At 56.3% G+C, this 24,795-nt stretch carries 18 protein-coding genes and 2 pseudogenes; 7 read left to right on the top strand and 13 right to left on the bottom strand.

Annotated features, from left to right (window positions below; genetic code table 11):
- Positions 1–537: 537 nt before the first annotated feature.
- Both J2Z31_RS13925 and J2Z31_RS13920 read right to left on the bottom strand, forming a co-directional pair.
- A complete protein-coding gene (locus tag J2Z31_RS13925) occupies positions 538–1,635 on the bottom strand; it encodes a beta family protein (RefSeq protein ID WP_084617841.1) in 1,098 nt (365 codons plus the stop codon).
- 9 nt (positions 1,636–1,644) lie between these two features.
- Positions 1,645–2,919, bottom strand: coding sequence for an XRE family transcriptional regulator (locus tag J2Z31_RS13920; protein ID WP_150852065.1), 1,275 nt, complete (start codon positions 2,917–2,919; stop codon positions 1,645–1,647).
- A gap of 403 nt (positions 2,920–3,322) precedes the next feature.
- Between J2Z31_RS13920 and J2Z31_RS13915 the strand changes: the two genes are divergently transcribed.
- The 4 genes from J2Z31_RS13915 (at position 3,323) to J2Z31_RS13900 (ending at position 7,697) form a co-directional block, all read left to right on the top strand.
- Positions 3,323–4,246 (top strand): dCTP deaminase, encoded by a 924-nt coding sequence (locus J2Z31_RS13915; RefSeq protein WP_150852064.1) that lies wholly within the window; start codon positions 3,323–3,325, stop codon positions 4,244–4,246.
- A complete protein-coding gene (locus J2Z31_RS13910) occupies positions 4,243–4,932 on the top strand; it encodes a class I SAM-dependent DNA methyltransferase (RefSeq protein ID WP_084617839.1) in 690 nt (229 codons plus the stop codon). Before J2Z31_RS13915 ends, J2Z31_RS13910 begins: the two co-directional genes overlap by 4 nt.
- Before the next feature lie 465 nt (positions 4,933–5,397).
- Positions 5,398–6,999 (top strand): adenylosuccinate synthetase, encoded by a 1,602-nt coding sequence (locus J2Z31_RS13905; protein WP_028002670.1) that lies wholly within the window; start codon positions 5,398–5,400, stop codon positions 6,997–6,999.
- Positions 7,000–7,001: 2 nt separating this feature from the next.
- Positions 7,002–7,697: a DUF7002 family protein gene (locus tag J2Z31_RS13900; RefSeq protein ID WP_028002669.1), complete on the top strand. Its 696-nt coding sequence runs from the start codon at positions 7,002–7,004 to the stop codon at positions 7,695–7,697.
- Positions 7,698–7,748: 51 nt separating this feature from the next.
- Here J2Z31_RS13900 and J2Z31_RS13895 read toward each other — a convergent pair whose 3' ends face one another.
- From J2Z31_RS13895 to J2Z31_RS29785, 3 genes are all read right to left on the bottom strand, one after another.
- Complete coding sequence (locus J2Z31_RS13895; protein ID WP_028002668.1) at positions 7,749–8,297, bottom strand: hypothetical protein; 549 nt, start codon at positions 8,295–8,297, stop codon at positions 7,749–7,751.
- Positions 8,298–8,507: 210 nt separating this feature from the next.
- On the bottom strand, positions 8,508–9,866 hold the full coding sequence (locus J2Z31_RS13890; RefSeq protein ID WP_028002667.1) for a hypothetical protein: 1,359 nt from the start codon (positions 9,864–9,866) through the stop codon (positions 8,508–8,510).
- Positions 9,867–10,310: 444 nt separating this feature from the next.
- The gene (locus tag J2Z31_RS29785; protein WP_209602392.1) at positions 10,311–10,622 is read right to left on the bottom strand and encodes a hypothetical protein; all 312 of its coding nucleotides are present in this window, start codon (positions 10,620–10,622) and stop codon (positions 10,311–10,313) included.
- Positions 10,623–11,270: 648 nt separating this feature from the next.
- On the opposite strand from J2Z31_RS29785, the pseudogene J2Z31_RS29285 reads away from it, so the two are divergent.
- Together J2Z31_RS29285 and J2Z31_RS13880 are read left to right on the top strand one after the other, a co-directional pair.
- A pseudogene (locus J2Z31_RS29285) lies at positions 11,271–11,467 on the top strand (integrase); the annotation flags it as partial.
- Positions 11,468–13,045: 1,578 nt separating this feature from the next.
- Positions 13,046–13,387 carry a hypothetical protein gene (locus J2Z31_RS13880; protein ID WP_028002664.1) on the top strand — a complete coding sequence of 114 codons (342 nt, stop codon included), beginning with the start codon at positions 13,046–13,048 and terminating at the stop codon, positions 13,385–13,387.
- Between the two features lie 6 nt (positions 13,388–13,393).
- Here the strand turns inward: J2Z31_RS13880 and J2Z31_RS13875 are convergent.
- A pseudogene (locus J2Z31_RS13875) lies at positions 13,394–13,978 on the bottom strand (integrase); the annotation flags it as partial.
- Positions 13,979–14,312: 334 nt separating this feature from the next.
- Positions 14,313–15,230, bottom strand: a complete 918-nt coding sequence (locus J2Z31_RS13870; protein ID WP_028002661.1) for a recombinase family protein — start codon at positions 15,228–15,230, stop codon at positions 14,313–14,315.
- Between the two features lie 527 nt (positions 15,231–15,757).
- Here J2Z31_RS13870 and J2Z31_RS13865 point away from each other — a divergent pair.
- Positions 15,758–16,894: an RHE_PE00001 family protein gene (locus tag J2Z31_RS13865; RefSeq protein WP_209602391.1), complete on the top strand. Its 1,137-nt coding sequence runs from the start codon at positions 15,758–15,760 to the stop codon at positions 16,892–16,894.
- 73 nt (positions 16,895–16,967) lie between these two features.
- On the opposite strand, the gene J2Z31_RS13860 is transcribed toward J2Z31_RS13865, so the two are convergent.
- The 6 genes from J2Z31_RS13860 to J2Z31_RS13835 all read right to left on the bottom strand — a co-directional run bounded on the left by J2Z31_RS13860 (position 16,968) and on the right by J2Z31_RS13835 (position 24,684).
- Positions 16,968–17,363 (bottom strand): hypothetical protein, encoded by a 396-nt coding sequence (locus J2Z31_RS13860; protein ID WP_028002659.1) that lies wholly within the window; start codon positions 17,361–17,363, stop codon positions 16,968–16,970.
- Entirely contained in the window at positions 17,360–17,917 is a 558-nt protein-coding gene (locus J2Z31_RS13855; protein WP_028002658.1) for a hypothetical protein, read from the bottom strand. The genes J2Z31_RS13860 and J2Z31_RS13855 overlap by 4 nt, the downstream gene beginning before the upstream one ends.
- A gap of 3 nt (positions 17,918–17,920) precedes the next feature.
- A complete protein-coding gene (locus J2Z31_RS13850; protein WP_028002657.1) occupies positions 17,921–19,855 on the bottom strand; it encodes a DUF3732 domain-containing protein in 1,935 nt (644 codons plus the stop codon).
- Entirely contained in the window at positions 19,852–20,361 is a 510-nt protein-coding gene (locus tag J2Z31_RS13845; RefSeq protein ID WP_028002656.1) for a three component ABC system middle component, read from the bottom strand. The genes J2Z31_RS13850 and J2Z31_RS13845 overlap by 4 nt, the downstream gene beginning before the upstream one ends.
- Positions 20,348–21,538: an ABC-three component system protein gene (locus tag J2Z31_RS13840; RefSeq protein WP_150852062.1), complete on the bottom strand. Its 1,191-nt coding sequence runs from the start codon at positions 21,536–21,538 to the stop codon at positions 20,348–20,350. The genes J2Z31_RS13845 and J2Z31_RS13840 overlap by 14 nt, the downstream gene beginning before the upstream one ends.
- A 209-nt stretch (positions 21,539–21,747) precedes the next feature.
- On the bottom strand, positions 21,748–24,684 hold the full coding sequence (locus J2Z31_RS13835) for a DEAD/DEAH box helicase (protein WP_234710697.1): 2,937 nt from the start codon (positions 24,682–24,684) through the stop codon (positions 21,748–21,750).
- Positions 24,685–24,795: the final 111 nt, after the last annotated feature.

The raw sequence follows: 24,795 nt of genomic DNA, 5'->3' as shown, positions 1-24,795 counted from the left end.
ACCCCTATTGCGTAAGCGCTCGATCTTGAGCTCGTCGCATGTATGGGTAACCGCTACCTCAACGAAAAGTGGACGTCCCTGACGGACGAGGTAAAGGTCAGGGACCACGTCGCGAAGATCGTAGTACTCGACTTGAGCGCGATCAAACCTCATCTCCATTGTTTCCGAAAGCAGTCTCCGCTTTTCTCCGAAAACGACTACTCGCTCCGGCAGCAGCAGACTAAGTTCTGTAGCGATTATCTGCTTCGCTAGTTTGTGAAGGGCTGTTTCCGGTCCCCCGCCACACGCCGGCCCCGAGTGCGCAAAATGAGCCACTTGTTTCTCGGCCTTCGTCTTGGCCACTAAGGGTCGACGGCAACCCGGACAGACACAATCACACTTGAGACCACGCTCGACCGACGAAATGTGAACGATTTCTCCGGACGGACGCTCCCCATAAACGAGTTCGGCACGATCCGAACTCCACCCATTTGCGCCGTCCGGTGCATGAGACGTCAACTGCTCCTCCGAGGTCGAACTGCGACGCTCGCTGCCGCTCTATTCGGTGAATAGAGAGTGCTGTTCCGCTACATGGCTGACCGGACCGTCCGCGAAGGTCACTCCGGCCATTGATCCAAGATCTCGCACCACACGCGTCATATGATGAGCCATATTCCATTCTCGCCACATCGATGGAGTTCCAGCGGCCGACATGCCCTTAGCGACCCGCCAAATAATGTCGTCGGCGTAAGAATAGCCCTGGCCGGCAAACTCACCGCTGCTCAGAACTCTTTCACACACTGCCCTCATGACCTCGCCCTGCTTTCCGGACTCCCTGCCCCTAAAGACGAATGTCGCCTTCTTTCCAGTGTAGCGAATATGCCGAATAGGCGCAGACCCTCCTCCTTTACGTCGGAACTTGATCTCGCCGTGGTCTGCGCCGAAATCACCGTAGCCAATAACATTCGGAGGCACCGAGCATTCGTTCAAAGCGGCAAGAAAGACCTGCCATTCACTCCGAGGTATGGAGCACTGGCTGTCGTTTTCGGCCGGGTTTTTGGTGGGAAAGTTCGAGCCTTGGAAAATTATGCGTGCCCACTGCGCCGCCGTGCCAAGCATGTCAAAGACTCCTGCAACTGATCCAGACACGCCTTCGACACTCAAAGGCGCCTTCGTGAAATCAACGAACAGAGCGCACTCAGTCGTTTCGCAACCAATCGCCTTCACGCCTTTCAAGAGCGAGTCGACGTCTACATCTTCGTATGGAAGGTAAATACCAATTCGCGGGGCAGAGGACCGAAGGAAATCGCGGTAAATTGGATTGAAAAGATCCTTGACGGTGGCGACGACGGCCAACTGCTCGTTTCGACGCTGCGCAATTCGGAATAACTGCTTAAGTCCCCCGTCCCCCAAAAACGGGGCAACATACTGGGCATCGAGATAGGCCGGATAAAGCGGCCAATGTTTCGCAATGCGCTCTCCAGTGAGAACAGCGATCTCCTCCTCCGTCAGGGGCTTGCCTTTCTCAGGGTCCTTTTCTTTAGGAGGGGCGAGAATGAAGCGCGGCTGAATATGTTTTTGGATATCCCGCGCAACTTTCCCGGTGGCGAGATATTCCCCCTGCTTAAACCGAAGAGCTGGATGATACGGAAGCATGAGATCTCCTTAGCTCGGGCCGATCAGCTGTTCGCGCACAGTGTTGGCGCCTATTTTGTTCGAAAATATTGAGTAGTTATTCCGTTCTTTCCGTATGCGACCGAAGACAATCGCTGGGTGGATGCCAAGCTCCTTAGCGAAACTCTCCACGACAACAGGAGAGTTGGCTATTCTAGCAGTCGATCTCCGCCATTTTTCTTCGGGTATGAGAATGTTGGAAGCGAAGGAATCAGCTTCCGCCTCCTGTTCATCAGTAGATACTGTCTCAAGCTGATCGAAGAAACCAGTAGCCAGTCCTGTCCGATAGTGCAGGACTGCATGACCGATTTCATGCAGCAGCGTGAACCAGAAATTGTCAATAGTGTCCTTCCTAATGGTCAAGGCGATAACTGGAATGTTGCCTTCGAGGAATGCCGCCCCATCAATTGCAAGACCGGGTATCTGAGGCTCCGCGATGAGCAGAATCCCTTTTTCTTTGAGCGTTTCCCGGGCCCGCCTTGGTCCATCGGGATGGGCACTCAGCCGAACGAGTCCAGCCAGCCAAAGTATATCCGCCGGATCGAAGGTCATCGCCTGCTGCGAAAGTTCCTCACGAGCCCGGGTAGCCACGCGTGCTCGCCACGCGTGAAGGAGTACATCCTCGCTATGGTCGGTCACGTTTAGGCCGGTCCGCAATAACGAAGGGCTACCGAACTCGATGCGATTTTCTGCGACGTATTGGCGAAGTTGCGCTTCGCTCATGTCCGTTGCGAACCAGCCGCGCGAGCGACCATGCTTCAGGATTTTTCGGATGTCCTCCCGAGTTACGTCTGCGATGACAGCATCCAAACCACGGAAGTTCGGATTCTCTGTGATAGTTGCGCTCAATTGGACACCGAGCAGCGCTGCTACACGAGCATAGTTTTTCAGACTAATAGAGCTGTAGCGATCAGCCTCATATCGCTGGATCTGCTGTTCTTTCACTCCCAGACGCCAAGCAAGATCTTTTTGGGAATAGCCCTTCGCGATCCTCGCCACGATGAGTGTTACGCCAGGATCCGTCCCAGATTGCTTGAGAAGGGAAGATGCATCACCAGCCTCTCTTGCGTATTCGAATGCCTCTATCGCCGAAAGTAGCCGAAGACGCTCCGCCTTCATCATTTTTGTGACCTGCGTCACGACTTCGGGTGGGAGATTTGAAGCGAGCTGCACGATGCCGCTTTCTGCCGACAACGCGTCTGATAGTTTTGCTACCCGCGCTCGCGCATCCCGCAGTTCTTTCTCATTCAGCACAATTCCGTTCATGATTCTCTTTTAGACAACTTTTTTGTTGTGGTCAATGACACATCAAATATGTTGTGTTTGGGTACCATTGGGACCGGAAAAGGGTTAAGAGTTGGAGCCATCTAAGCCGGACCGCCGGCAGACCAGCAACGGATCTGCCATTCCTCGGTCGAACGTTTCGTTCGAACCCTTTCGAATATTGATGTTCCTCGCGGGCTGCCACATTGAACATCGTCCGCGCAGCGGTTTAGTGGGCCGATGCTCCATGTGTAGGGGTTAGGCACATGCTCGGTCACCAGCTCGCTGCTGATCTGCCTCACCTCTCTTCATCACCGCGCTTTCCCGCGAACGCAGGCTTAAAGGGCCTTCACAAAATCCATCACACTCCTAGTGTAAGCTGGAAATCTGATTCTGGAGATTTTCTGTGGCAGTACTGTCTGACGAAGAAATTAGGTTTTGCATCGACCGCGGCGAATTGGTGAAGAATGGAGATCCTAAACGAGCGCAAGAATGCTCCTATTCATTTGTGTGCGGCTCTGCCTTCATCCCAGGAGAGACATCCGTCCCCATCGAATTTCAAGACGGCCAAAATGGAGAGGTCATTGTAAGTCCGGGCCAAATGATCTGGATAAGGACTCGAGAGCGAGTTAGTATCCCGAACAATCTGGTTGGTTTTTGGTGGCAAACAAACACGCTTTCGAGGAAGGGTCTGATGCTCGTGAACATGAGCATGGTGGAGCCGGGCTACGAAGGTGATTTAGCGTGCCTGTTTGTAAATTTTGCTAAGTCTACAGTCGTGATTACGAGTGAAACCCCTATCGCCAAGATGGTGTTTACCGAGCTTCGGGGACGCGTACTGTCACCGTATGCAAGTCAAATTACTCGTCAACAGTACGATGCCGCGCTGCGTCAGCTGGCAGTTGACCAACCGAAGACATTCTTGAAAGTTGCCGAGCTTTCGACGGAAATTGCAACTGAAAGGCAAACCGCGATCCGTCAGATCAACAGCATCGGCGATGAAATCAAGACTTCCGTTCGACATGAACTCACCGCAGCCAAGGAGGAGGCTGTCCATGAGTTCAAAAGGGACCTTCCGGCTGCGATCCGAAGCTCGTTCGGTTGGGCACTTGGTGCGTTTGCCTTCTTGGCGGGTGTTTCCTTAATAACGGACTATGTCAAAGGCGAGCTCTTTCCCGACGTGAAAGAAGTGGCTCGCTCTGAAGCGGATGAAGCGATAAAGCAGCGTATCACAGTCAGCGGAACTGCCAACTCGAACGATGTGAACGCGATTCTGGAGCGACTGTCTAAAATAGACGCGCGCCTGGGAGCCTTAGAGAAGAAACCATGATTCACACGTCCCCAACCCATCTCGACTCCAGAAAGGATGTCCTAACTCCCGCAGATGCCTACGATGCGGCATCCGTACGCTATGATGAGTGGAAATGGCAAGCCTTCTGGCGCTCAACTGAGGCACCATTTGTACTGAACACCATAGGTAGACACACCGATGCAGAACGCGATAGTCTTCTTGACGTGGGTTGCGGGACAGGATTTTATTTAAAAGAGCTACAGCCTTACTTTAGGTCTTCGGTTGGCATCGATGTAAGCCAAGGAATGCTCTCCATTGCCCGCGCTCGCGCCCCTTTATCTGAATTCATTCACGCCGATAGCGCCGAGTTCCGATCGAACACACGGTTTGACGTTGTGCTGTGTACGCGCGTCCTTTCTCATCTCGAAGACTATAGGATATCCTTGAGAATGATGATGCAAATGCTCAAGCCAAAAGGTCTACTCCTCATCTCAAATGTCGATGCATCCCATCCCTATGAACTTACAAAGCTGCCAACGGCGGATGGGAGCGTCATGGCCGCGACGTTCAAGCATCGGCAAAGCTCTATAAACGAGTATCTAAAACTTGCAGGTATGCAGCTAATATCTGATGCAGTATTTTGTGATGATGCGTCCTCACCAGTGACTAATTTGAGCGCCGCCCATGCAAAGCTGGGCTGGGCCTCAGCTTTTCAGTTCATCTGAAATCATTAACAAAACAGGACCATTGTTGTATGCTCCCTCGATAATATTTGCGATCTAACATAAAGATTATAGGACGCAGACGATATATTTATCTTTTCTCTCTATAAACGTCAGTACAGATGTTAATTTATTCCGCCGAAAACCCTATGGAAAGAATGGATATACTCACAGATCTGTTCATACGCAGCCCCAATCTGCTAATTCAACGCTAGGCCATGCGAGTTGGCAGCATCCTACGGCGGATGCGACCCGACGACCCACTCCATGAGAACTGTGCACCCGACAAGCCCGGAAAGCGAGCGCATATTAACCTAACGACCGAGTTCCTGCCCTTTGTAGGACCTTCTGAATAGGTAACGCCGCGAACCATTCCCACGACTGCAAGCTCTTCAACTTCTGCACGAATCACGATTTACTAATCGTCGCTTAGGGAATGGCATTTGTTCAACTGTCAGGGGAGTTTTTATGTGCAATGTAATTTTGATCTCTGGCCCCATCTCGGTTGGAAAATCAGCTCTAGTTAAGGAATTCGAAGCGCGTTTCGGCGCTCGCAAGGTATCCACGCGACAGCTCTTGCTGCAGCGGACCCCTGACGCCGGTCGCGAAGCTCTCATTCAGTTGGGATTGGACCTCGACGAGGAGACATCGGGCCGCTGGGTACTTGACGAGTTCCTATCGCTCGCGGGTGGCAATCTAGAAAGATCCATTTGGTTGATCGACGCCGTTAGAACTGTGCAGCAAATACAGCATTTTCGTACGAGATTCGAAAATCAGCTTATTCATATTCACCTCACAGCTCCGATTGGCATTCTCCGAAAACGCTACCTGGAACGCCCCGCGGAATTGCAGGAATTTGCAAGCTACGACGAAGCGCGTCTTCACGGGACGGAAAGAAGCATTGAAGAACTCGCGACAAAAGCCGATCGTGTTCTGGATGCGCACAAAAATAGTGCCGCTTCCCTCCTGGCCCTTGCGGCAAGCGGACTAAAGCTCTTCCCGGAGGGTATCCCACCACTCGTTGATGTTCTCGTTGGTGCACAATTCGGCAGCGAAGGGAAAGGCAACATCTGTGCCCATATCGCAAAAGAGTATCAAGTTCTCATGCGGGTCGGTGGACCGAACGCCGGGCACAAAGTTTCCTTCCCAAAATACGACTACATTCAGCTTCCTTCAGGAACGCAATCAAATCCCGAGGCGAAGCTCCTGATTGGTGCAGGCGCCACACTTTCTGTTAAACAGGTCCTGAAGGAGATCACCGATCTGAGCCTTACCGGAGACCGACTGTCGATCGACCCCCAGGCCATTGTTATCGAAGACGAGGACGTCAAGGTCGAAATGGGAAGCCTTGAGGCAATCGGCTCAACGAAGAAGGGGGTCGGTGTTGCAACTGCGAGGAAGATCCTCGGGCGTGGCGACAAGGTTCACTTCGATGCTCCGGTTCGCCTCGCTCAAGATATACCGGAATTCAAACAGTTTGTCCGATGCACGAAGGTCGAGCTCGAGAAGGCCTACCGGCGCGGCGACCGCATTCTGCTCGAAGGGACTCAGGGGACAGACCTGAGCATCCATCATGGTCATTACCCGTATGTCACATCCAGGGAAACGACCGCGTCAGGATGCTTGGCGGACGCCGGCATCGCTCCATCAAGGGTGCGCCGCGTGATCATGGTAACTAGAACGTATCCTATTCGCGTGGGTGGAAATTCTGGCCCGATGATGAACGAAATTAACTTTGCGACCATCGCTAAGCGAAGCGGCGTTCCGGAAGAGGATATCACCGGAACAGAAGTGGGCACCGTGTCAGGCAAAAAGAGGCGCATCGGAGAGTTCGATTGGGAGCAAGCACGACGGTCCGCAGTCCTGAATGGAGCAACCGATATCGCGCTTACGTTCGCTGATTACATTGACGCTTCAAACAAGACCGTGGCGGAGTATGCCGGGCTGACTGCCGAGACCAAGTCATTTGTTCAGAACCTCGAGCGTGTCACTGGTGCCAGGGTCACTTGGATTACAAAAGATTTCGGGCCAAATGCCATCGTGATCGACCGGCGAGAAAGCAAAGACTGAAGATGGAAATTGACCTTCTACTGCAGATGTACCCGCGGCTCTTCCATATGGCCGAGGATGGCGCATTTCCCTCTATACAGGAGCGTGGCCTATTGAGCGCCACGGCGCTCCTTGATCTCTACGAAATCAACGGCGCGCGACGCTTGGAAATCGAAGCCCAGCGCCGCCCTGAAAGCGTGACAATTTCAAAAAACGGTCTGCCAAATGCGGTAATCCGCGACAACAAGCCCATGACGGACAGCGCTCTAGAAAAGTGCCTACAGGACGGGCTGAGGCCAGAACAATGGTATCGCACGCTCAACGAGAAAACATTCTTCTGGCTTCACAAGAAGCGTTTGTGGAGGTTGCTGAAGGCCAAGGCGTACCGCGACTATCCGCAAACCATCCTTACAGTGGATACCGCCTCGCTTGTGGCTTCGCACCAGAACAACATCTTGCTCAGCCCGATCAACAGCGGTTCGACCATTATGAACCCTCAGCCTCGCGGCCGGGGTACATTCCTTCCGATCGCAGATTACCCCTTCGGCGAGCGGCGGAAAACGCGCGCGGTCGAAGACACACTAGTGGAATTGACGGTGCCATATGGTGTCCACGATATCATGGACCATTTGATATCAGCTCACCGCTTTGCGAACGGACAATTAATTGAACTGTGGCGCCGCCCAGGAGCGGACCTCGATGACGGGCCGCACGAGTAAATCATCACGATGAGGTGCAAAGCTGCACGAACATGGGCTCGTGCAGCGCCCTCAACACGTTAACTCATGAAATTTGGCGAGAAAGCGTTCGCGCGCGATGGAGGGGGAGAGAAACTCTACGGCGACGGGTGCAGGACGAACATCGGACTGCGCGGCCCAGTAGTCAGTTCCGACAGGCATGAGTTGCGCTTGCTCGGCCGCCAGCACGCGCAGATCTGCCAGCTTAACGTGAGGTGTAGCCATCTGATTGAGGCTAAAACGGCTGTAAATCGCGGCTTCGACGTTAGCTTCGATGGCTTTATACTCCGGAAGGAGTTGTTTGAGCGGCCTGGTAATATCGCCAATGAACGCTTCCGCAGCATCATGCAGCAATGCCTCGAGTTTGAACTCCCCTATCGTATCACAGACATGCAAGGAATGTTCTGCGACCGAATAGAAATCCCTACACTGACCGGCGTAGCGACATATGTTTGAAAGGCCCTGAGCGATGTCTTGTATGGTGAAGTGGCTATGCCACGGATCAAGGAGATCGAACCAGGTACCGCTTGCAAGCATGATGCTCGGCCCTGAGTTCATCTTGACAGCGACTTGAACGTTCATCGACACATCCTAGGGCGAATCATTTCCGTACTGCTATCTGAGCGGGATATTCAGATGGGTGGGGCAAAACCGCAAGCAGCAATAGGAGTTTGCTATGCGACCCCACGCGCCAATGCCACCCATGTTTTTTGTCTTCCACGTAAAAAACAATGAGCCAACGTTAACGAGATGCTCCTGAGAACCAGTCGCCTCTCCTACATGCCGGAGCGGTTAGACGCCTTTCAGCTTGGATGGCCGATTTGCCTTCCGAAGCAAGTCCGCAACGTGGCTTGTAAGTCCAACACGGCCGACTACCAGAATGCCCTCCCCTGGGGGCAGGGATGCCAACAAACTGCGCAACTTGTCCAATCCGGCAGAGCTTTCGAATTCTACCCACGTGTCGGCGTCGCCAGGAACGATGACGTCCGCGGTCGTACCCGTCCCGCCACAATGCAGTTGAACGATCCAAACGACATCGCCATCGTGCACCCATTCAAACCGCACAGGACCGAGGCGGCTTGCTAGAACAGCATATATGGCTGAAACATTCTCAACGACGAAGGACGGCAGCGTTTCCGGCAATTGGAGACCAAGCATGAATCGGTCCCCCTCCCCTCGGCGCCCCTCGATGATGATTTGGCCATTCGGGCCGGTTACCGCCGCGCCGGAAAACTCGGCTCGTACAGCCGACTGGCAAATCACCGAACGAATATTTGACCCGTCGGGATCCTCCGATGACAGTAGTGCGAACGGATCCAACCATCCCTTGACGGTCGTGTAGAGCCCTGGCTGCGGCTCGGTGGGCGCAGTCCGCGTCCAGACTTCTGACGATCCCGTGTCTCTTCCGAAAGTGAAGGGGGCCGTACGCCTGCCAATCACCGTCGTTCGGGGCACGGGAACTCCCAATGCGTTGGCGACGAGCAGGCCAAAGACCTTGTCCCCTAAATGGCGACTAAACCGGTTCGGCCAGGTTAGTGCAGCGGGAAGGAAACTCGGCGCATCGCGTTCAAGTTCCCATACAATTGTATGGCGTTGATGGTAACCACGCGGCTTAGGATGGATGCTGAATTCAACGCGGGAGCCTTGCGCAAACGAGAGTTCTGCGGAAAGCCCATAAACTGTGTTGAGGATGTTCAGTCCAATCGCGAGAGGCAACGATGCAGCCCCTGGTTTTTCCACACAGCGTGGCGTGTCGTCTGGAGCAAATTCAATCAGTTGGCCCTGTACAACCCCGGATACGCCGCCGTCATGAATGTCTATGGTCTCATTTACAATTAGGTGGAGATCCTCCGCCGCCAAGCGATCGAGGACTGCCAAAGTCTCTTCGACCGTTCGTAAGCCATATACAAACTCTCTGCTGCGGGGGCTGTTCGGCTCGTAGCTCCGAACGTTGACCATTCGGTCGGAACTGCGACCTAGGAGGGCTTCCACCGCTTGCTTGGAGTCCTGAAATCGGTGGTTTTCTTCAAAACCGGTAATCCTGCAATAACTCTGAACCAGGCGCCCTCCCAAAGGGCGGAAGGCCACAAACTGCGCGACATTAGCAGTAGCAGCAAGGGAGTTCAGAATCTCGTCTTTGTGCAGCGCCATACGAAAGTTTACCTGGTTGGAGTCTGATCGCACGCTCTTACAGAATCTGGTGCCGCAATAACACCCCTCGAGCAAGATGACTGGTGGATCGAGGCCAGCATCCTCCTCAATCGTTCTGCGGCAGCAATGACGATTTATTAACCATGTGAATTAACATCTTGAATCGTGGAAACGGAAACCAACCTGCCTTATCTTTCCGTCACCCGGACGCCGATTTCTTCGCGTGCTCACTACGATAGGGACCAAGTATTGATTGTGCGACTTTGCGGCGAAGGCGATGCGCTTTTCGCCAAGTGCCCCTTGTTCTCGCCGCGTTCGAGACCTTGATTCTCCGCTTGCGCCTAGAGTCTAGGTAGAAAGTAGACAAATAGGAACCAAGAAACCAGCCAATGGCCCTGACGGAAACGCCTGGCAAAGGCACTGGCCGAAACGACTGACGAACGATTACGAAGGCCACTCGGCGCGCGCTGGACGAGCGGCTGCGGCATCTCCCAAAGGCAAGGTATTGCGTTTCTTCTCGAAGAACTTGCTGCCAGTCGTCGACGATGGGCGAAGCTGCCGGTGCTGGACAACCGCTCTGCAGATGAGATCTTGGAGTATGACGAGAACGGGATCCCAACTGATGGTCATCGACGCCTCCGCCATCGTCGCGTCGCCTTCGAGGAGCCCGAACCGGAAACCTTCGAGCAAAAAGGTCGTCGACGCTCCACGACGCTTCATCTGGGCCGCAACACTCCTGGAACTCACAATCGTCATCGAGGCCTGCCTCGGCGAGGCAGCGACCGCAGAGCTTGATCTGTGCCTCGATAAGGGCGTCGAAATCGTCGCGCGGAGCAGTTCCTCGTGGCGGCGAGCCTGGCGCAGCGACGGCCAAAGGGCGACTTCCCGCAGGTCTGAATTATGGCGACTGCTTCTTCTAATGCGCTGGCAAAGAGGCACGGTGAACCGCTGCTATTCAAGCGTAACGGCTTCTCACCTACAGACATAGAGGCGGCATGGTGAAGAAGTGGCCGAACTTGACTCCAGTCGGCAGCATTCTTGTCCGTCAGCGTTCGGCATTGAGATGATGAGACGGGCTCCATTTGGGCCTGTTCGACAGCGGCAGGCGCCGCTCAACCTCGATGCGGCGATCACACCCCGACAGGCGCAGATAATCCATAGGCGATGGGCACGGTGCCTCCCGCCGTCTTTTCTGATGATCACACTCTCGTGCAAAGCGGCGTCCTGATAGACTCGGAATTCTTTGAATCCGCAGCGACGGTCACTGTCGACGTCAAACAAGCAGAACGGGTTTTTCGGAACTATTGCACGAGGCACTGGGGGCTGCACGCATGATCAACAACCCTCGCGCGGCAGATCGGAGCAGCCAAGCGATGCATCACCGGCCGAGGAACTCGACGTCCTACCGTCCCTCCCCTCCCCTGCCCTGCGACGAGATCGCTGCTCTTGAAGTTCGTTGCCCATCATCTCACGGATTGGTCATGCGCAGCGAGGATCCGACCCACGGCATGCCCGCGGAGGTCGAGGCTGAATTGTGTGCGGAGAAGCTGTTCAAGGCCGACGGCCTGCAGTTGCCGGGCATGCTGCGGCGGCCGGCCTCCTGATCCACGCTAACCCGCTGGCGCCGGCTCTTGGAAACGATGCTCCTCTTCAGCAGCTTCACGCAATCTGGCGCCTTCCTCACTGCGGATTTCGGCGCCTTCTCTGCCCTGATGGCAGGTTTGTCGGGATCGCCAAGAACCGCCGCAGTCTGCAATACCTCGACGCCATATATCCCTGTTGGCTGAATGTCCTTCGCTGCTTGAAACCAGCACCAGCACTGTCACGGTCTAGCCGCCCTGCTCTCTCCCAGAGCGTATAGCCGGTCCCTAATCAGTTCTTCGTCGGCGGTCTCCATGGTAAATGGCTCTTTTTCGACTGAGGTGGTGGATGATGTCGGGCGGCAGTAAAGCCCAATGCGCATCTGACGGGGAGGCTAAGCACCACGCGTGCTTCGAAAACGTCAGCAGTTTTTTCTTGTAGCTTCAAGCGAATACTGATGCCCACAGTGCCGCGATTCACTCAACCATCCTCAGTTCCCTGCTGCGAGAGCACCTTCTTGATGAGCGTCGACGCCCGCGCTCACCGGCTGAAGTGCCTTGTCGGTCGTGCAGTCAGCAGCAAGTTTGCGGCGTATACGAACGTGCGGCAGGCCTGCCGAAAGCTCCTGGGTGTCTCTTGCTCGCCGAAACCAAAGCTGACTGCTTTCTCATTGACTGCGGGAGGGATCCTGTCACGGGTGGATCATGAGCGAACGTTTCCGTTCTCCCCTTTTGATGCAAATGTCCTTCTTGATGAGGGAAAACCCTGACAGCTGTCAGGGTTTTTGATCTCAGGCTCGCCTCCGTTGTGGCAGCGCGGTAATCAGTCGGTTGATCTTTCCATTACATTTTCAGCAAGATTCTTGGATTAGTCGCTTCCAACAACCGAACGCCACCACGACCTCCGGATGCTGCATTCCCGGATTGGATCGCCTGCTATTCCCCGCCTTGGCAGGGGCGCACAGATGGCAGGCAGATCACATCGGAAAATGCCGCGCTTGAGTCATTGAGGTTGTCGAGGATGGTCATGGGAAGCGGCTAGGCGTTTCGGGTGTCGCCTCGCTTCGTGAACAAACTGATGAAGCTCAAACGCGGCCGAATGGCCGTCGCCGCGGCGGCAAAGTCATTTCTGCGGTGCTAACCTGAGCGCGCAGTGCGATTAGGCATGCAGGCCAGCAATCATCAGCGCCCGGAGATCAAAAATCCTGACAGCTGTCAGGGTTTTCCCTCCTCAAGGCATCGGAGCAATCTCTATTGTGGGACTCCGACCGCTCTTCAACCGGTCGAGACCGGCGGGCAGCGTTATCGCGCCCATGGCCCCTTCGACTGCGGGAGGACCGGCGCCGTCGCAAGGGAGAGAGCGTTCATGCATGGCTTCCCCGAGGACCGCTGGTCTGCTTCACTGTTAGGCGCGGCCCTCTCGTCACCCTTGTCGGTCCCTGGCGCACCCTCCGGGGCACCGCCCAGTTGCTCAATCGCTTCAGGCGAGGCGGCGATCCGGAAGCCCCATCCTCTTTCCTCCAGCGTAGGAACTCTATCCCGATTTTGCCATTGTTAGCGATCAGTTCCCGCAACGAGGAATTCCAAGGAGCAGGGATCGTGGAAGTCAGCGCCAGTGACCGCGAACTTATCGCGGTGATGAGACAGTATTTTGCGGCCAAAGCCGAGTTGGAGAGCTTGAGAATACAATTGGAGGCGGCACGACAAACAGCCGGCAAGGCGATCGGCGTGTTCTACGATCCCCGCCAGAACGCCGAGCACGCCGCCGACCTGCAACGCTCGCATTGCTTGAGGGGAGAGATGGCGTCGCTGATGCAGCGTGCTGAAGCCTGGGGCAGTGCAGCATCGGATGCTGACCAGCACGATAGATTGGAGGCGGAACCGGAACTGGAAGAATGGCAATCGTTTGAGAGGCGAGCCGAGGCATTCTTCGGCGCATAGTCACGCTTAGACGATCAGCCGAGCCGCTCGTCCATTCTTTCGTTCCGCGTTGTTGTAATGGCTGGCCGCTTGGCTCAACGATTTGTGCAGCGACTGCTGCATCGGTTCTGGCAGGGAAACACCGCGGTTTGTGGCCTTAGTCAGGTAGCCGGACATCAATTCATGCGCCGAAAACAGCATCGGATCGAGGCCGGCCTGCCTACAGCGCCGCTTCAGGATCAGGTTGACCGATTGCGGCGTGAGCGCCCGCCGGTCGACATTGCCCCACTGATCGATGCGCCGGAATACCGGCCCCTCCGTGACACGGTTTCCGTCAGCCATCGCCTCAAGGAGGTCACGGGCCGGCCGAACAGAATCACATGGGCGTCGCCATCGCTTCGCTGGTCTTCATGCGACCGAGATGAATACTGAGACAGGACAGGGCAGGGCAGGAGAGGACTTGTCGACCGGATCGGCGTGCACCGGTTCCTTGTCGATGAGGTCCTCGATGCGAAGCCCCGCCACTTCCGAGCGGCGACGGCCGCCTGAGGCAAATGCGGTCAGCAGCAGCGCCTGGTCACGCAGGTCGACCAGCCGATTGCGGCCAAGGGCATCTGCGCCGCTATCCACGCGGCCTCTCGCCTGGCAGGCCGCCTCTATCGATGCCATGGCAGAGCTTGCAGGTCTGGTCCAGTGTCGTGGTGTCGGAACCGTCCCGACCTTCGTGCATGAGGCCTTCAGGACGATCCGGAGAGGGGAGGGAGAGCAGGCGCCGGGAGACCCCGCCGCCGCGTCCCAGGAGGAAAGCGCTGTGCTAAAACTTCGGACCGATGGCGATTACCGTCGCCTGGCGCTGCAGATTTCAATAGCCAAGCTTGGAAGACCATGCCGGCGAGCAGCGGCAGGAAGAAGAACCGCGTGATCGGTCGCCTGATAAACTGTGCCCTCAGCGGCGGATAAGTCCAAACCGGTGTGCTTCGTCCAGCAGGTCCCGGACGGAGGAGGGCTGCCATTTCTTGCCGCCTCGCGCAGGGCGTTCTCCCATCTGGTCCAGTTGAGCGGCAATGTCGCGAAGCGACAGATCGGGATCGGCAATGGCGATCGCCGCCACCAGCTTCATCAGATGGTTCTCGGGAGCGCGGCGAGGGGACCGGGCGAGAAGCTCTTTTTCCGCGAGCTTTTCCCGGACCAAGCGATGAACGGCGCGACGAAGGCGCTCGACGGTCCAGTCGTGGCCGCGGCGATTGAGCACCCGCACGACATTGTCCCAACTGTGCTGAGGCCGGAGTTGCCGCACCATCGGCAGCCACATCTGCGCGGACGCAATGAGCTCGTCGAGATAAAGTTTCTCGCGTGCTTTTGAGACTGCTTTGATTGCCTCCGGTCGTCGTTCTCGCAGGCCGGGGTTTCCAGGAAGCTTGCCGCGCGCCTTCGCCGCCTTTATGCCGGCTTTGGTGCGTTCGGCGATCAGCGCTCTCTCGAGCTGCGCGACCGCACCGAGAACCTGGAGGGAGAACATGCCCTGCGGGGTTGAGGTATCGATCGGATCGCGGATCGATCGAAAATGAATCCCGCGTTGCTCGAGATCCTCGATCACTGCCAAGAGATGACTCACCGATCGGGCCAATCGATCGAGGCGGACAACGACGAGGACGTCTCCCGCAGTGAGCTCTCCGAGCAGCCGCGTCAAGACTGGCCTGGCGCGCGATGCCCCGGAGCCATGCTCCTGATAGATCCGATCGCAGCCGGCGGCCCGCAGCTCGTCCATCTGGGCATCGTGGACCTGGTCGTCCGTCGACACGCGGGCATAGCCTATCAGCCGCTTTAGAGGCTGTTGAACGTTAACTCTTTGTGGCTTCGCCATCGCGCTTTTAACGGCCTCGTTTCGAGGTGATTTGTACAGATAAGAAATGCGCGAGAAATTGCTCCTTTGCAAGCGTGGTTTATGCCCGAAACGGAAGGCCGTACAGCGCGAAATCTGGTCTGCGACAAGCGTCGGCCGTCGAACGTTGCGAAACCGCGTCAGTGGCCTCGTGTGGCTGAAACGCGATAAATCTGCTGTTTTGAAAGGGACCGATTGCCGCCCTTTCGCTTCAGACGGGCGGAGATGGAGAAATGGACGGGGGACAGCTCCGCAATCGGCCGCTCGGGAGAGGTCCAGTCCGCTCCATCAGGCAAATGAGTCCGCTGGAATAAGTGTGATAAAAGGACCGAAATGCCGGATTTCCAGGCGAACCCGCCCATCTAGGGCGACGGACATCGCTGATTTTAGCGGTTTCCGCAATCACTTGCGGTAAGCAGTACTTATCGGAAGTGAGACTTCGTCTTTGCGATATCATCCGGTGACGAATGCTAACGCACAACTAGAGTTCGTTTAGCAAATCATTTACCATGAATTCAATGCGTTACGATCTCGCCAAATTGCCCATCCAGAGCCTGCTGCGACCGATGTCGGACGCCGGCGTAGCACTTGCCCGCCTCGACGAGCGCGTTGCCCGCTCAGCCGTCGGCGCGGGGTGGATCGAGCGCATGCATTTCGCCGATGCCTGCGCTTCACTGTGGATCGACGGTGAGCTCGTGCATCTCGAAGACCTCGTCCTCCACGACGCCACAAAGGATATTCGCACGCCCACCCATGAATTGACCATCGCCCGCGATGTTTTGAAAACCCGCCGGCGCATCGCGGCGCAGCCACCCGGTTGGGCGCTCAGCCCTGAAGGCCTCCGCAGCCTCCGCGGGCAGGCACCGCCTGCGTCGCATGGCGCCGACGGCACTGTCGCGATCGACGCCGTCGCGCCGGATGTTGGCACGGTCGGAGGAGGGGAGGGGGAGGAGGACGATGACGCCGGTCCGCTTGCGGAAGAATTCGCTGCCATCGATGCGGTGCTGGCCCGATCGGAGGCTGCCATCGAACAAGCAAAGAAGCCCGGCCCGGCTCGGGCAAGGGAAAAGGATCCGCTGGTCTACGATCTCGACTGGAACGAGGACGAACGCCTGGAGGAATGGCGTGGCGTCGTTCGGCTGGCGCAAGATCTGCCGGCGGTGCTGCAGGCGATCGTCGCCCTGGATGCCTGGAACGAGTTGGCGGTGCTGCAGCACGCGCCCTGGCTCGGCCGGCTTTTTGCTGCATCCATCCTCCGCCAAGCCGGCGTCACCACCGGCGCCCATCTCGCCGCCATCAACCTCGGCCTCAAGACCGTGCCTGTTGATCGGCGTCGGCATCGCAATCGCGAAACCCGGCTCGTCGCCATCGCCCACGGACTGACCGCAGCCGGCGATCTCGGACTGAAGGAGCATGACGGGCTGGCGCTCGCACGGACCATGATGGAAAGAAAACTAGATGGCCGGCGCGCCTCGTCAAAACTGCCGGAGCTGATCGATCTGGTCATGGAGCGGCCGCTGGTGTCGGCCGGCATGGTCGCCGCGACGCTCGGTGTCACGCCGCAGGCGGCGCGGCGGATCGTTGGTGAGCTCGGTCTTCGGGAGATGACGGGGAGGGGGAGGTTTCGGGCATGGGGGGTGCTTTGAAAGCAGGGTGTGATAACTGTATGTGGCTTAAGCGTGGGTGGTCTCTCCGCGACCATCTTGCCTACTTGGCGTATCAGAGCCGGACACGTTTTACGACAAGCCTGACGAGTTGTACGATCGAAACGGCCGCGAGCAACAGCATAAGCAGTAGCGTAAGGACGAAGAACGCCTTGACGTCATCGTACGCCCATTCAGCGTGGTGCGTCCATACTTCCCACAATATCGCCATGCCGCGCGGCAAAAGAATTGCCGTTGACGCTATGGTGGCGAAGGCGAGCGGTACTGCCTTTGTGACAAGAGCACCCGTAACTTGCGTTCGTAGGGAACCGCGATCGTCAGGATCGGCAGGAGGTGTTGCGTCAAGCGCTGCTGTCACAGTCGGAAGCCAGAGTGTGTAGAGAGCTGCGAGGACGGCAAGCACCAAGCTCGCTGCGGAAATCGCGTCAGGTAGTTGTTCAGAAGTGCTCATGGGTAAAGGTTTTGAAGTTCGATGAACGCGCCATTGGCGACAAGATATGTGTCGAATGTTCCCGGCTTCCGCCGGATCGGGCTGCGTGGCGCGTTCGCCGCAGATAGTTGAGCATTGAGCATTTCGATCACGACAGCGTTTGGAAACCGAGCCTCTCGCTCCGCGCCAGCTTCGCCTTGGCATGCCCCGATGAAACGGCGGGCCGCAGCCTCCATCGTTCCCTTGAGACGTGCGCGGTGTCGCGAAAGCGTGGCGCGCAGCAGCGCTCGGCCCTGTAGGCTGGTCAGATTGAACAGACGAGCGATGCGCTCATCGGTTGGAAAGTTTGCGGCGGGCAATGCGAGCAGTATTGCCAGAAGTCGACGCTCGCGCATGTCCGAAACACTCATCATTGCTTGGCCAGCAAACATTTCTACATATTCTCTTAGCGCCGCCGGCGCATAGAGTTGCAGGTTCTCGCCGACATCTTCTGGGGTGCAGCCAAGCGTGTCTGCCAGTGCGACAGCATCATCGTCGGATAGTGCAAGAGTGAAGTTCAAAGGAATTTCCGGCATCGCTTATCCTTCCGGCCATTGGTATGGCACAAGCGCGCTATCTCCTCGCCACTCCCTGACGATAGCGTCCTCAAACCAATCGTCGGTGAGATGCGCGTGATCGAGAACGATCACCTGGAAGTCCGGCTTGATCTCTTGGCAAGCGTGGGCCATCAGCTTAAACAAGGCCTTAACAGCGGCCCGATCGGCATCCTTTTCGATCTGTTCAAGCCCACCTTCGGAAATGTCTGGCGGATAGTAAGCCTGTGTCGGCTGGTCGAAAATCAGGAAGGCCGGAACGGGGCGATCCCGTTCGCGAAGCCACCAGTGGATCGCGAGGTGGCTGAGCACGTGATAGCCTACCCAGTTCTCGCCGCTTCCCATACGGTTCAGTGGGATCGGGCCATCGACCGTATTGGCGACCACCGTAAGTTTCTTGACGTCCAATCGCAGCGAGCTGCCGCTATGTTCTAGATCAAGCTGACCGGAATAGTCCGTCATCTTCTGACTGATGAAGCTGAGGATTGTCTGCAGTCGCGATTCTATATCGTCGCTGTTGATGCGGGAGCGAACCGCAGCAATCAGACCCTTGACCTGCTCAATTTCCGCGGCAAGCTCCAGGTCGTCCCGATCCGGCGCCATCGATTCAAGAAATTCCGCGAGCCGGCCCAGAAAGCGGCCGCGCGAAACCATCAGGTCCTGACGGGCTTTGGCGGCCTCATCATCGAGAACGGCGCGCTGTAGCTCTCTCTGAACTAGCTTCAGATTGTCGGTAGCTTCGCCAATCTTGCTTTCGAGTTCCGCAATATGCCGTTGGATATGGGGGTTATCGCGGTAGAGGCCATCAAGCTGGGCGCTGACCCGCTTCAACGAGTCTCTCACCTGCGTAACGCGTGGAATAGGGGACTCCAGATGCGAATCGCAGAAGGGGCATTGTTTCGGCGCTTCAATGTCGGTCTTGAACAGCTCGATGCTCTTCAGGCGCGATCGCTGCTCGCTGACTTCGCGGGAATAGTCGGTCTGGTCGGAGAAGAAGGCACGCGCGGCCCGAACGTCCTGATTAAGGTCTCCCAGACGCTCTTGCAGCGTGCTCTGCTCGCCGCGGAGGCGCGCGATGGTTTCGCCGAAATCGGAAGTGAGGTCAGGTTGATCGATAGCGCCTTCCCCGATCCTTGCGAGGAAGGCGAAAACACTATCGTCCACGGCCTGATAGTCCTGGCGTATAAGCCCGACCTTCCTTCCCTCGTTGAGGATTCTCGTTAAACGGGACCGGCTGACATCGACCGCCTGCACATGCTTGGCCTGTTGAGCTTCCAGAATCCTCAGCTTCTTTTGAAGTTCGTCCAGCTCCCCGAACAGCCGGAAATGATCTTCATCCACCGCCCCAAGAAAGTAGGGAAGGGTATCCTTCATCGCTTGAGGCAGGAACTGCTCGTTCATCCGGTGGAAGAGCTGGTCTTGGCTGGCGATGGTATTTTGTTTCTGGAAGCAGAGGAAAAGCGCGTGCCCGATATCTGCTTCCAATGGCGGACGGGTGCCTGAGATCGGTCGGTGCTCGTTCTCCTGGATCCCCGCAAAACGCGTCACGAACTCCTTGAGGCTTTCCTCGGTGGTGTTCTTCGTGATCTCGTCGAGGGAGGGATAGGTGAGGTTCCGACCGCGGCGGAAAAACACCTTGGAGCCCGTGCCGGCACCCGGACCTGGATTGTCACGAGCGATGAACACTTCGTCCTCGCCCTTAGCAATGTGTAGACCGAACCATGATACCTTCTTGCGGATCGCTCCCTCGGCGACATTGTAGCTGCCGCGACCAAGGCAGTAGTCGACAATGTCAATGATCGCCGATTTGCCGGTCTTAGATTTGCCGGTAATGATGTTCAGACCAGTCTCACGAAATGGCACGATCTGCTGTTCGCCGGTGTGGCTGTAGACGACGATTGCCTTAATGATGAAACTCATGGACGTACTCCCAACGCCGCGGCGACCGACGTTTCAGATCCAGATTTTGCAAGCCATCTACCCATGAACTTCGATCTATCTATGATTTCTTTGGTTTCTGCGGTGGTGTCGTCCAAGAAAGACTTTGGGAAGGTTGCACGGCGATCTCCGGTCCGAAGATTTCCCGCGTCATCTACCGCGATCGTTTTTGTAGCAAGCCCGAACAGCACGGCCTCCTTCAGGTAGGGCGTGAGGTTCCGGGCTCTCGACGCAAATCCGATGAGCAGATCCTCGTTTTCCTGCACCCAGGCATAAAGCGAGGTGACCGTTGAATAAGGCAGTCGCTCCCGGCTGTTTCGGTGCAAGGCCGTCGACAGTGCGAGGATCAGCAAAAAGAGCGACGCCCCATCGCGGCCGTCCTTAGTGAAATCGCGCAGAAATTCATGCGACAGCGCGCACAGAAACGAGGGGCCGAAGAGGTTCGCTTCTTCAGGTGGGCGCCGGGTCCAGGGATCAAGCCGCGGCATCATCAGCTCCAACCGAAAGATGATCCAGGTAATTCGGATGCCAACCCAACTTCACTCGATCCGCCAACCCGTGGAACGATCCTGCCGTGATCCAGGTCTCAATCACATTCCGGAATTCGATCTGCTGCTGGCTTGCCCAGTGGAAGACCTTTCGGCCCATTGCGTTCTTCGAAGCGTCGTCGGCGGTATGGGCGTCACCGCATTCCTCGTCGAATTTACGTTCCCAAGAATCTTGGAGCTTTGCCTCATATCGCGCAACGTCACCGTCGAGGAGGAGGTTCTCTCGCGCCCATTTTGATCTTTGCGTATTCGATCGGTAATAGTCCTGAATCCCACGTTTAATCGCCCTGTCAGGCAGCTGGATCAGGCGCATCTGCTTGACGTAGGTCTCGCCTTCATCCTCAATCGAGTAGGGACGCTCACCGAATTCGCTGGGATCGCTCACGGGAAGGCCAAGTGGCCCGTAGAGAGCCGCGAATTCTTGTGCCTTGATCGCAATGTGCTGTACGGGGATGTCCGATGTCTCGACACCAACGAGACGCTTTGCAACGGCCCCGAGCCACCAGCCTTCGAGCGATTGCGCAACCCTGTCGGCTGAACTGGCCGACAGGATGCGAAGTTCCCCTTCGACTTCGTCGACAACATTGTGCAGATTTGGCGCGCCATCCACCACAGTAATTGACGCGAGCAATACGTCGGCTTCCTCCTCGGTCAACGCCAGGAAGTCGTTACGGCCCGCCTTCGATGTCTTGTTGGTCGAAGCGCGCGCCGCCGTTGCCAGCCGCTCTTTTGCCGTCTTACGCTCGGAGGAACCGCATTCAGCGCGTAGCATGGCTAGTGCTCCATCATCAGGAGCCGTCGCGGTCGTAATAAGAAACCGCCGCGTGTCGGCATTCGAGAAGGAGCCTGCTTTCAGTTGTGAAATCCAGATGCGGAGGGTTTTCCAGACATCGACACTGTTATCGGTGACGTCCTTTGAGCCAATATGATGCTTGGCCTGAACCACGCAATGCGCCAGATCTTCTTCATGGAAGGTTATATCGTCGAACCTCTCGATCGAGATATGGCAATTCGGCTTCACCTTCATTTCGCGGATCGCAAGAAGCAAAGCTAATCTGCATTGATAAAGGTAGCCAGCAAGCGAGCCGGATGCATTAAACTGGTTGGCCTCTCCCAAGCGTCTCTCCCCAGAAAACCTTATTGCGTAGGGTAATTTGATTTCCGCAAAAATTGCCAGAGCAGAAAATGCCCTCCCGCGATATTTAAACGATATATTTTTGTGCGTTGCTTGCGGCAGCGATCTTCTATCCAAACAACCGAAAATCGTTATGAGGACGCCGCTCGGGCATTATCAGAATTCGGATACCCGGATCGTGCAGTTCGGAATCAGGGTGATAGCACGACGCGGAATTTCGCCTGGGTGGTCTTCAGCAAATAGAGTTCGGTCGTTGCCAAGAGCCGTAGAGCGTCATCCGTGATCGAAGCAACCGAGCCTCCCGGCTGCACGAGCAACATCTCGAAATCGAGTTTCGCGCGGCGCGACTTCTCCTTGAAGTACGAGAGGTCCTTTATATTGCCTTTGAGAAAGCGGCTATAGCCTTCGCGTCCCCAGATTTCGTGACGTCTCTTCAGATCTTGATAAAGCGTCGGAAGCCCAGCGTGCTTTGCGGTTATGCTTTTCTGGGCCTGACCGCAGACGACATAGAAATTCCGGATGTCCTGGGACACACGACCCTCGTGGGCGCCCTTGCAGTGGACGAGGCTTAATCGGACAGTGGTCTCATCGACATCCTTGAGGCAAACAAGGTCAGCAGCTTCGCCCGCGCCGTCGTCGTTGAAGATAACGTCGAATTCACCCTTGATCTGCTCGAACGTCCGGAATTGGATTGTCTGCTGATCTCCAATCTTGTGCATAGACTCCTTGTTCAGTTCGATGCCATCCCAGTTCCAGGCTTCGAGCTTCTCCCGCTGGTAAAGCCCTGCGTCGAGCTTCACGGGAATGTGGTAGCAGTTGTAGGAATAGGTGCCGTCCGAATAGCGAACGATGAACGGATCCTTCTGGAGGTATTCGTCTAACGCAATTGCTGGCTGCGTACCGTATCGGAAAAAGACGGTCGGGCCAGAGAGGTGATCGTGGCGGTAGCCACCGGGGATTTCGTCGCTGATGACGAGCCTGTATTCGGAGGTTGCCTCGTCACACTCGATGCGAAAGACTATCTCGCCATACGGGCCGACATCGCCTAGCTTCAAGTCTACAGCGAAGACCGGGACCTCCAAGGACCCGAAGACGACATACTGTTTGTCGTTGAAGCGAGTTTGCGCCTGTTCACCCCATTGGGCTGCTATCGGCCACGCCGCGTGTGATTTCGTCATTCTTTCCGGACGCAAGAAATCGCGGACGATGTTGCTGTCGCTCTCGACGTCAGATGTAACCTTTGCCCACGTTGCCGAGGTCCATTCGATCCAGTCGGATATCGATCCGGCCTTCTGCTGCCAGACTTTGCCACGCCGCTGGGTTCCTCCCCAAAGAACGCGCTCACCGTCCTCGTATCCGAGACAGGCAAGGTTGTTTAGGGTAGATTCGGCCTTCTCAATGCTGGCGAGCCCTTCCGTGACGTTGGGACCAAAATACGAGGTGAAGCTGATCGCGCCAATGCGTGATGAACCCAGGCTCTTCACCAACGGGAGTTCAACATTGTTGAGGATGTTGAAGATCGGGGTTCCTGAAACCAGGGTTGTGTCGTTGTCCGTAATTGCCTTGGCAAGCTTCTCGGATCGCAGTGCATCGTAATCGCTTGCGAACAGGCAGAGAGATCCTGCAACCTTATCCCACCTGACAATTAGCAGGTCATATATCGTGTCGAACACATTCTGGTAGTTGCCCCAGGAGACATCGCTTGAACGGCAAACGACGGCAACCAGTACATTGTCGTGCTCACTTAATGCGTACCAGGTTTCGGACCCTTTCGGGAGCACTGACTCGAAGGCCAATGGACTCCATTCAACGCATTTCGTCCGGAAGAGCTGCGCCGAAAGTGCTGGCCGGAGATTCCAGAGCGAAAGATTGGAATGGAGGTTACCCGTTTCCTTGAGCGCTAGAACGACGTCCTGGAGCCGCAGCTCCTGATCAATCCTGTCCTCGCTCAACCGCTTGATGATGTGATCCCAGTCGGCGCCTTCCGCATAGAGGTCAGCGAGCTTCGCCTCCGCATCGGGATCGGCGATGTTTATCACAACCGAGGCCTCCCCAATCGCCTCCTTGGGGCCTTTGCGGGTGAAGCGACCGATGAACTGCAGGGTCACGGCGAGTGACTTATGTGTGTCGTGGAGTGCTGCGACCTTCAGGTAAGGCAGGTCGAATCCTTCCCCCAGCATGTCTACGCAGATCACGATCCTCGCGCCGGCGGCTCCGCGATCGAATAGCTGGTTCATGGCCTCGCGATTAGCGACTGTGCGTCCGGGACCGGAGTAAACGATCACTGGTTTCAGATCCGGTGCAAGACGTTGGTAGATGCGGCCAACGGCTTCCGCGCGATCCTTGGAGGATGTTCGCGCCATCATCAGATGATCGAGCTTCAGGTCGTCCCGATCGTGTCGGAGCGCGGCGATCGCTTCCTTGGCGATAGCGATGTCGTGCGCCTCTTCGTCACCATATTCTTCGATCGTCCTAAGATTGATGGGCCGATAGTAGTCGGCGGCTTGCGCGTCCCCGAGCTTGTAGTTGAAGATGATCTTGCCATCGATGCGCTTGCCGTCTCGACGAAACGGCGTGGCTGTGAATTGAAGAATTCTCTTTCCCGAGAAATGCTCGCGGACGCCATTCCACGTTTTCGCAGTGATGTGGTGGGCCTCGTCAACAATTAGATCAGAGCATGCCTCCGCAAGTCGGCGGACTACGGCCGGGTCTGAGGCTTCCAGGACGTTCGGCAGGGCTACGATGACGTTCGCATTACGAACAATCAAATCCAGATCTTCCATGGATCGGATGCCCGTGGTGATCACTGCAACACGTGGCTTGGCAAGGTCGTGGCCTATCACCTGTGCATCGGGCAGAACGCCGAGACCTATGAATTTGCGGGCGATCTGGCTCCGAAGCGCATCGCTTGGCACGAGAACCAGTGTGCGACCGAGGCGACGATAGACGAGCGTTGCAAGCATCGTCTCAGTCTTGCCAGTACCCGTTGGAAGGACGACGGTAGCGGGTTCGAATTGTATTCCGACCGCAAAGTGGGCTGAAATCGCGTGCAGGGCGCCTTTGAGTTGTGGGTCGTCGATGCGATTATTGGTAGCGAGAACGATGATATGGATTATCTGCTGTATCAAGCATTGCGGCTGGTTTCGCACGAACAATAAACAGGAATTTTCTGGGCGCTCTGGCGACCTCTTTTGCAGCGGCGTCGCCTAGGGTATCAATGCTGCGGAACATGGGGCGAC

The sequence above is a fragment of the Sinorhizobium kostiense genome, assembly GCF_017874595.1.
GTDB classification, from domain to species: Bacteria; Pseudomonadota; Alphaproteobacteria; order Rhizobiales; family Rhizobiaceae; genus Sinorhizobium; species Sinorhizobium kostiense.
The sequence above is the reverse complement of the archived record's forward strand: the minus strand, read 5'-3'. Positions and strand labels throughout refer to the sequence as shown.

What these genes read in the sequence shown, in the direction of transcription:
- J2Z31_RS13925 (WP_084617841.1), bottom strand. Translation starts at nt 1,635, where the DNA reads ATGCTTCCGTATCATCCAGCTCTTCGGTTTAAGCAGGGGGAATATCTC.
- J2Z31_RS13920 (WP_150852065.1), bottom strand. Translation starts at nt 2,919, where the DNA reads ATGAACGGAATTGTGCTGAATGAGAAAGAACTGCGGGATGCGCGAGCG.
- J2Z31_RS13910 (WP_084617839.1), top strand. Translation starts at nt 4,243, where the DNA reads ATGATTCACACGTCCCCAACCCATCTCGACTCCAGAAAGGATGTCCTA.
- J2Z31_RS13905 (WP_028002670.1), top strand. Translation starts at nt 5,398, where the DNA reads ATGTGCAATGTAATTTTGATCTCTGGCCCCATCTCGGTTGGAAAATCA.
- J2Z31_RS13900 (WP_028002669.1), top strand. Translation starts at nt 7,002, where the DNA reads ATGGAAATTGACCTTCTACTGCAGATGTACCCGCGGCTCTTCCATATG.
- J2Z31_RS13895 (WP_028002668.1), bottom strand. Translation starts at nt 8,297, where the DNA reads ATGAACGTTCAAGTCGCTGTCAAGATGAACTCAGGGCCGAGCATCATG.
- J2Z31_RS13890 (WP_028002667.1), bottom strand. Translation starts at nt 9,866, where the DNA reads ATGGCGCTGCACAAAGACGAGATTCTGAACTCCCTTGCTGCTACTGCT.
- J2Z31_RS29785 (WP_209602392.1), bottom strand. Translation starts at nt 10,622, where the DNA reads ATGACGATTGTGAGTTCCAGGAGTGTTGCGGCCCAGATGAAGCGTCGT.
- J2Z31_RS13870 (WP_028002661.1), bottom strand. Translation starts at nt 15,230, where the DNA reads ATGGCGAAGCCACAAAGAGTTAACGTTCAACAGCCTCTAAAGCGGCTG.
- J2Z31_RS13865 (WP_209602391.1), top strand. Translation starts at nt 15,758, where the DNA reads ATGAATTCAATGCGTTACGATCTCGCCAAATTGCCCATCCAGAGCCTG.
- J2Z31_RS13860 (WP_028002659.1), bottom strand. Translation starts at nt 17,363, where the DNA reads ATGAGCACTTCTGAACAACTACCTGACGCGATTTCCGCAGCGAGCTTG.
- J2Z31_RS13855 (WP_028002658.1), bottom strand. Translation starts at nt 17,917, where the DNA reads ATGCCGGAAATTCCTTTGAACTTCACTCTTGCACTATCCGACGATGAT.
- J2Z31_RS13850 (WP_028002657.1), bottom strand. Translation starts at nt 19,855, where the DNA reads ATGAGTTTCATCATTAAGGCAATCGTCGTCTACAGCCACACCGGCGAA.
- J2Z31_RS13845 (WP_028002656.1), bottom strand. Translation starts at nt 20,361, where the DNA reads ATGCCGCGGCTTGATCCCTGGACCCGGCGCCCACCTGAAGAAGCGAAC.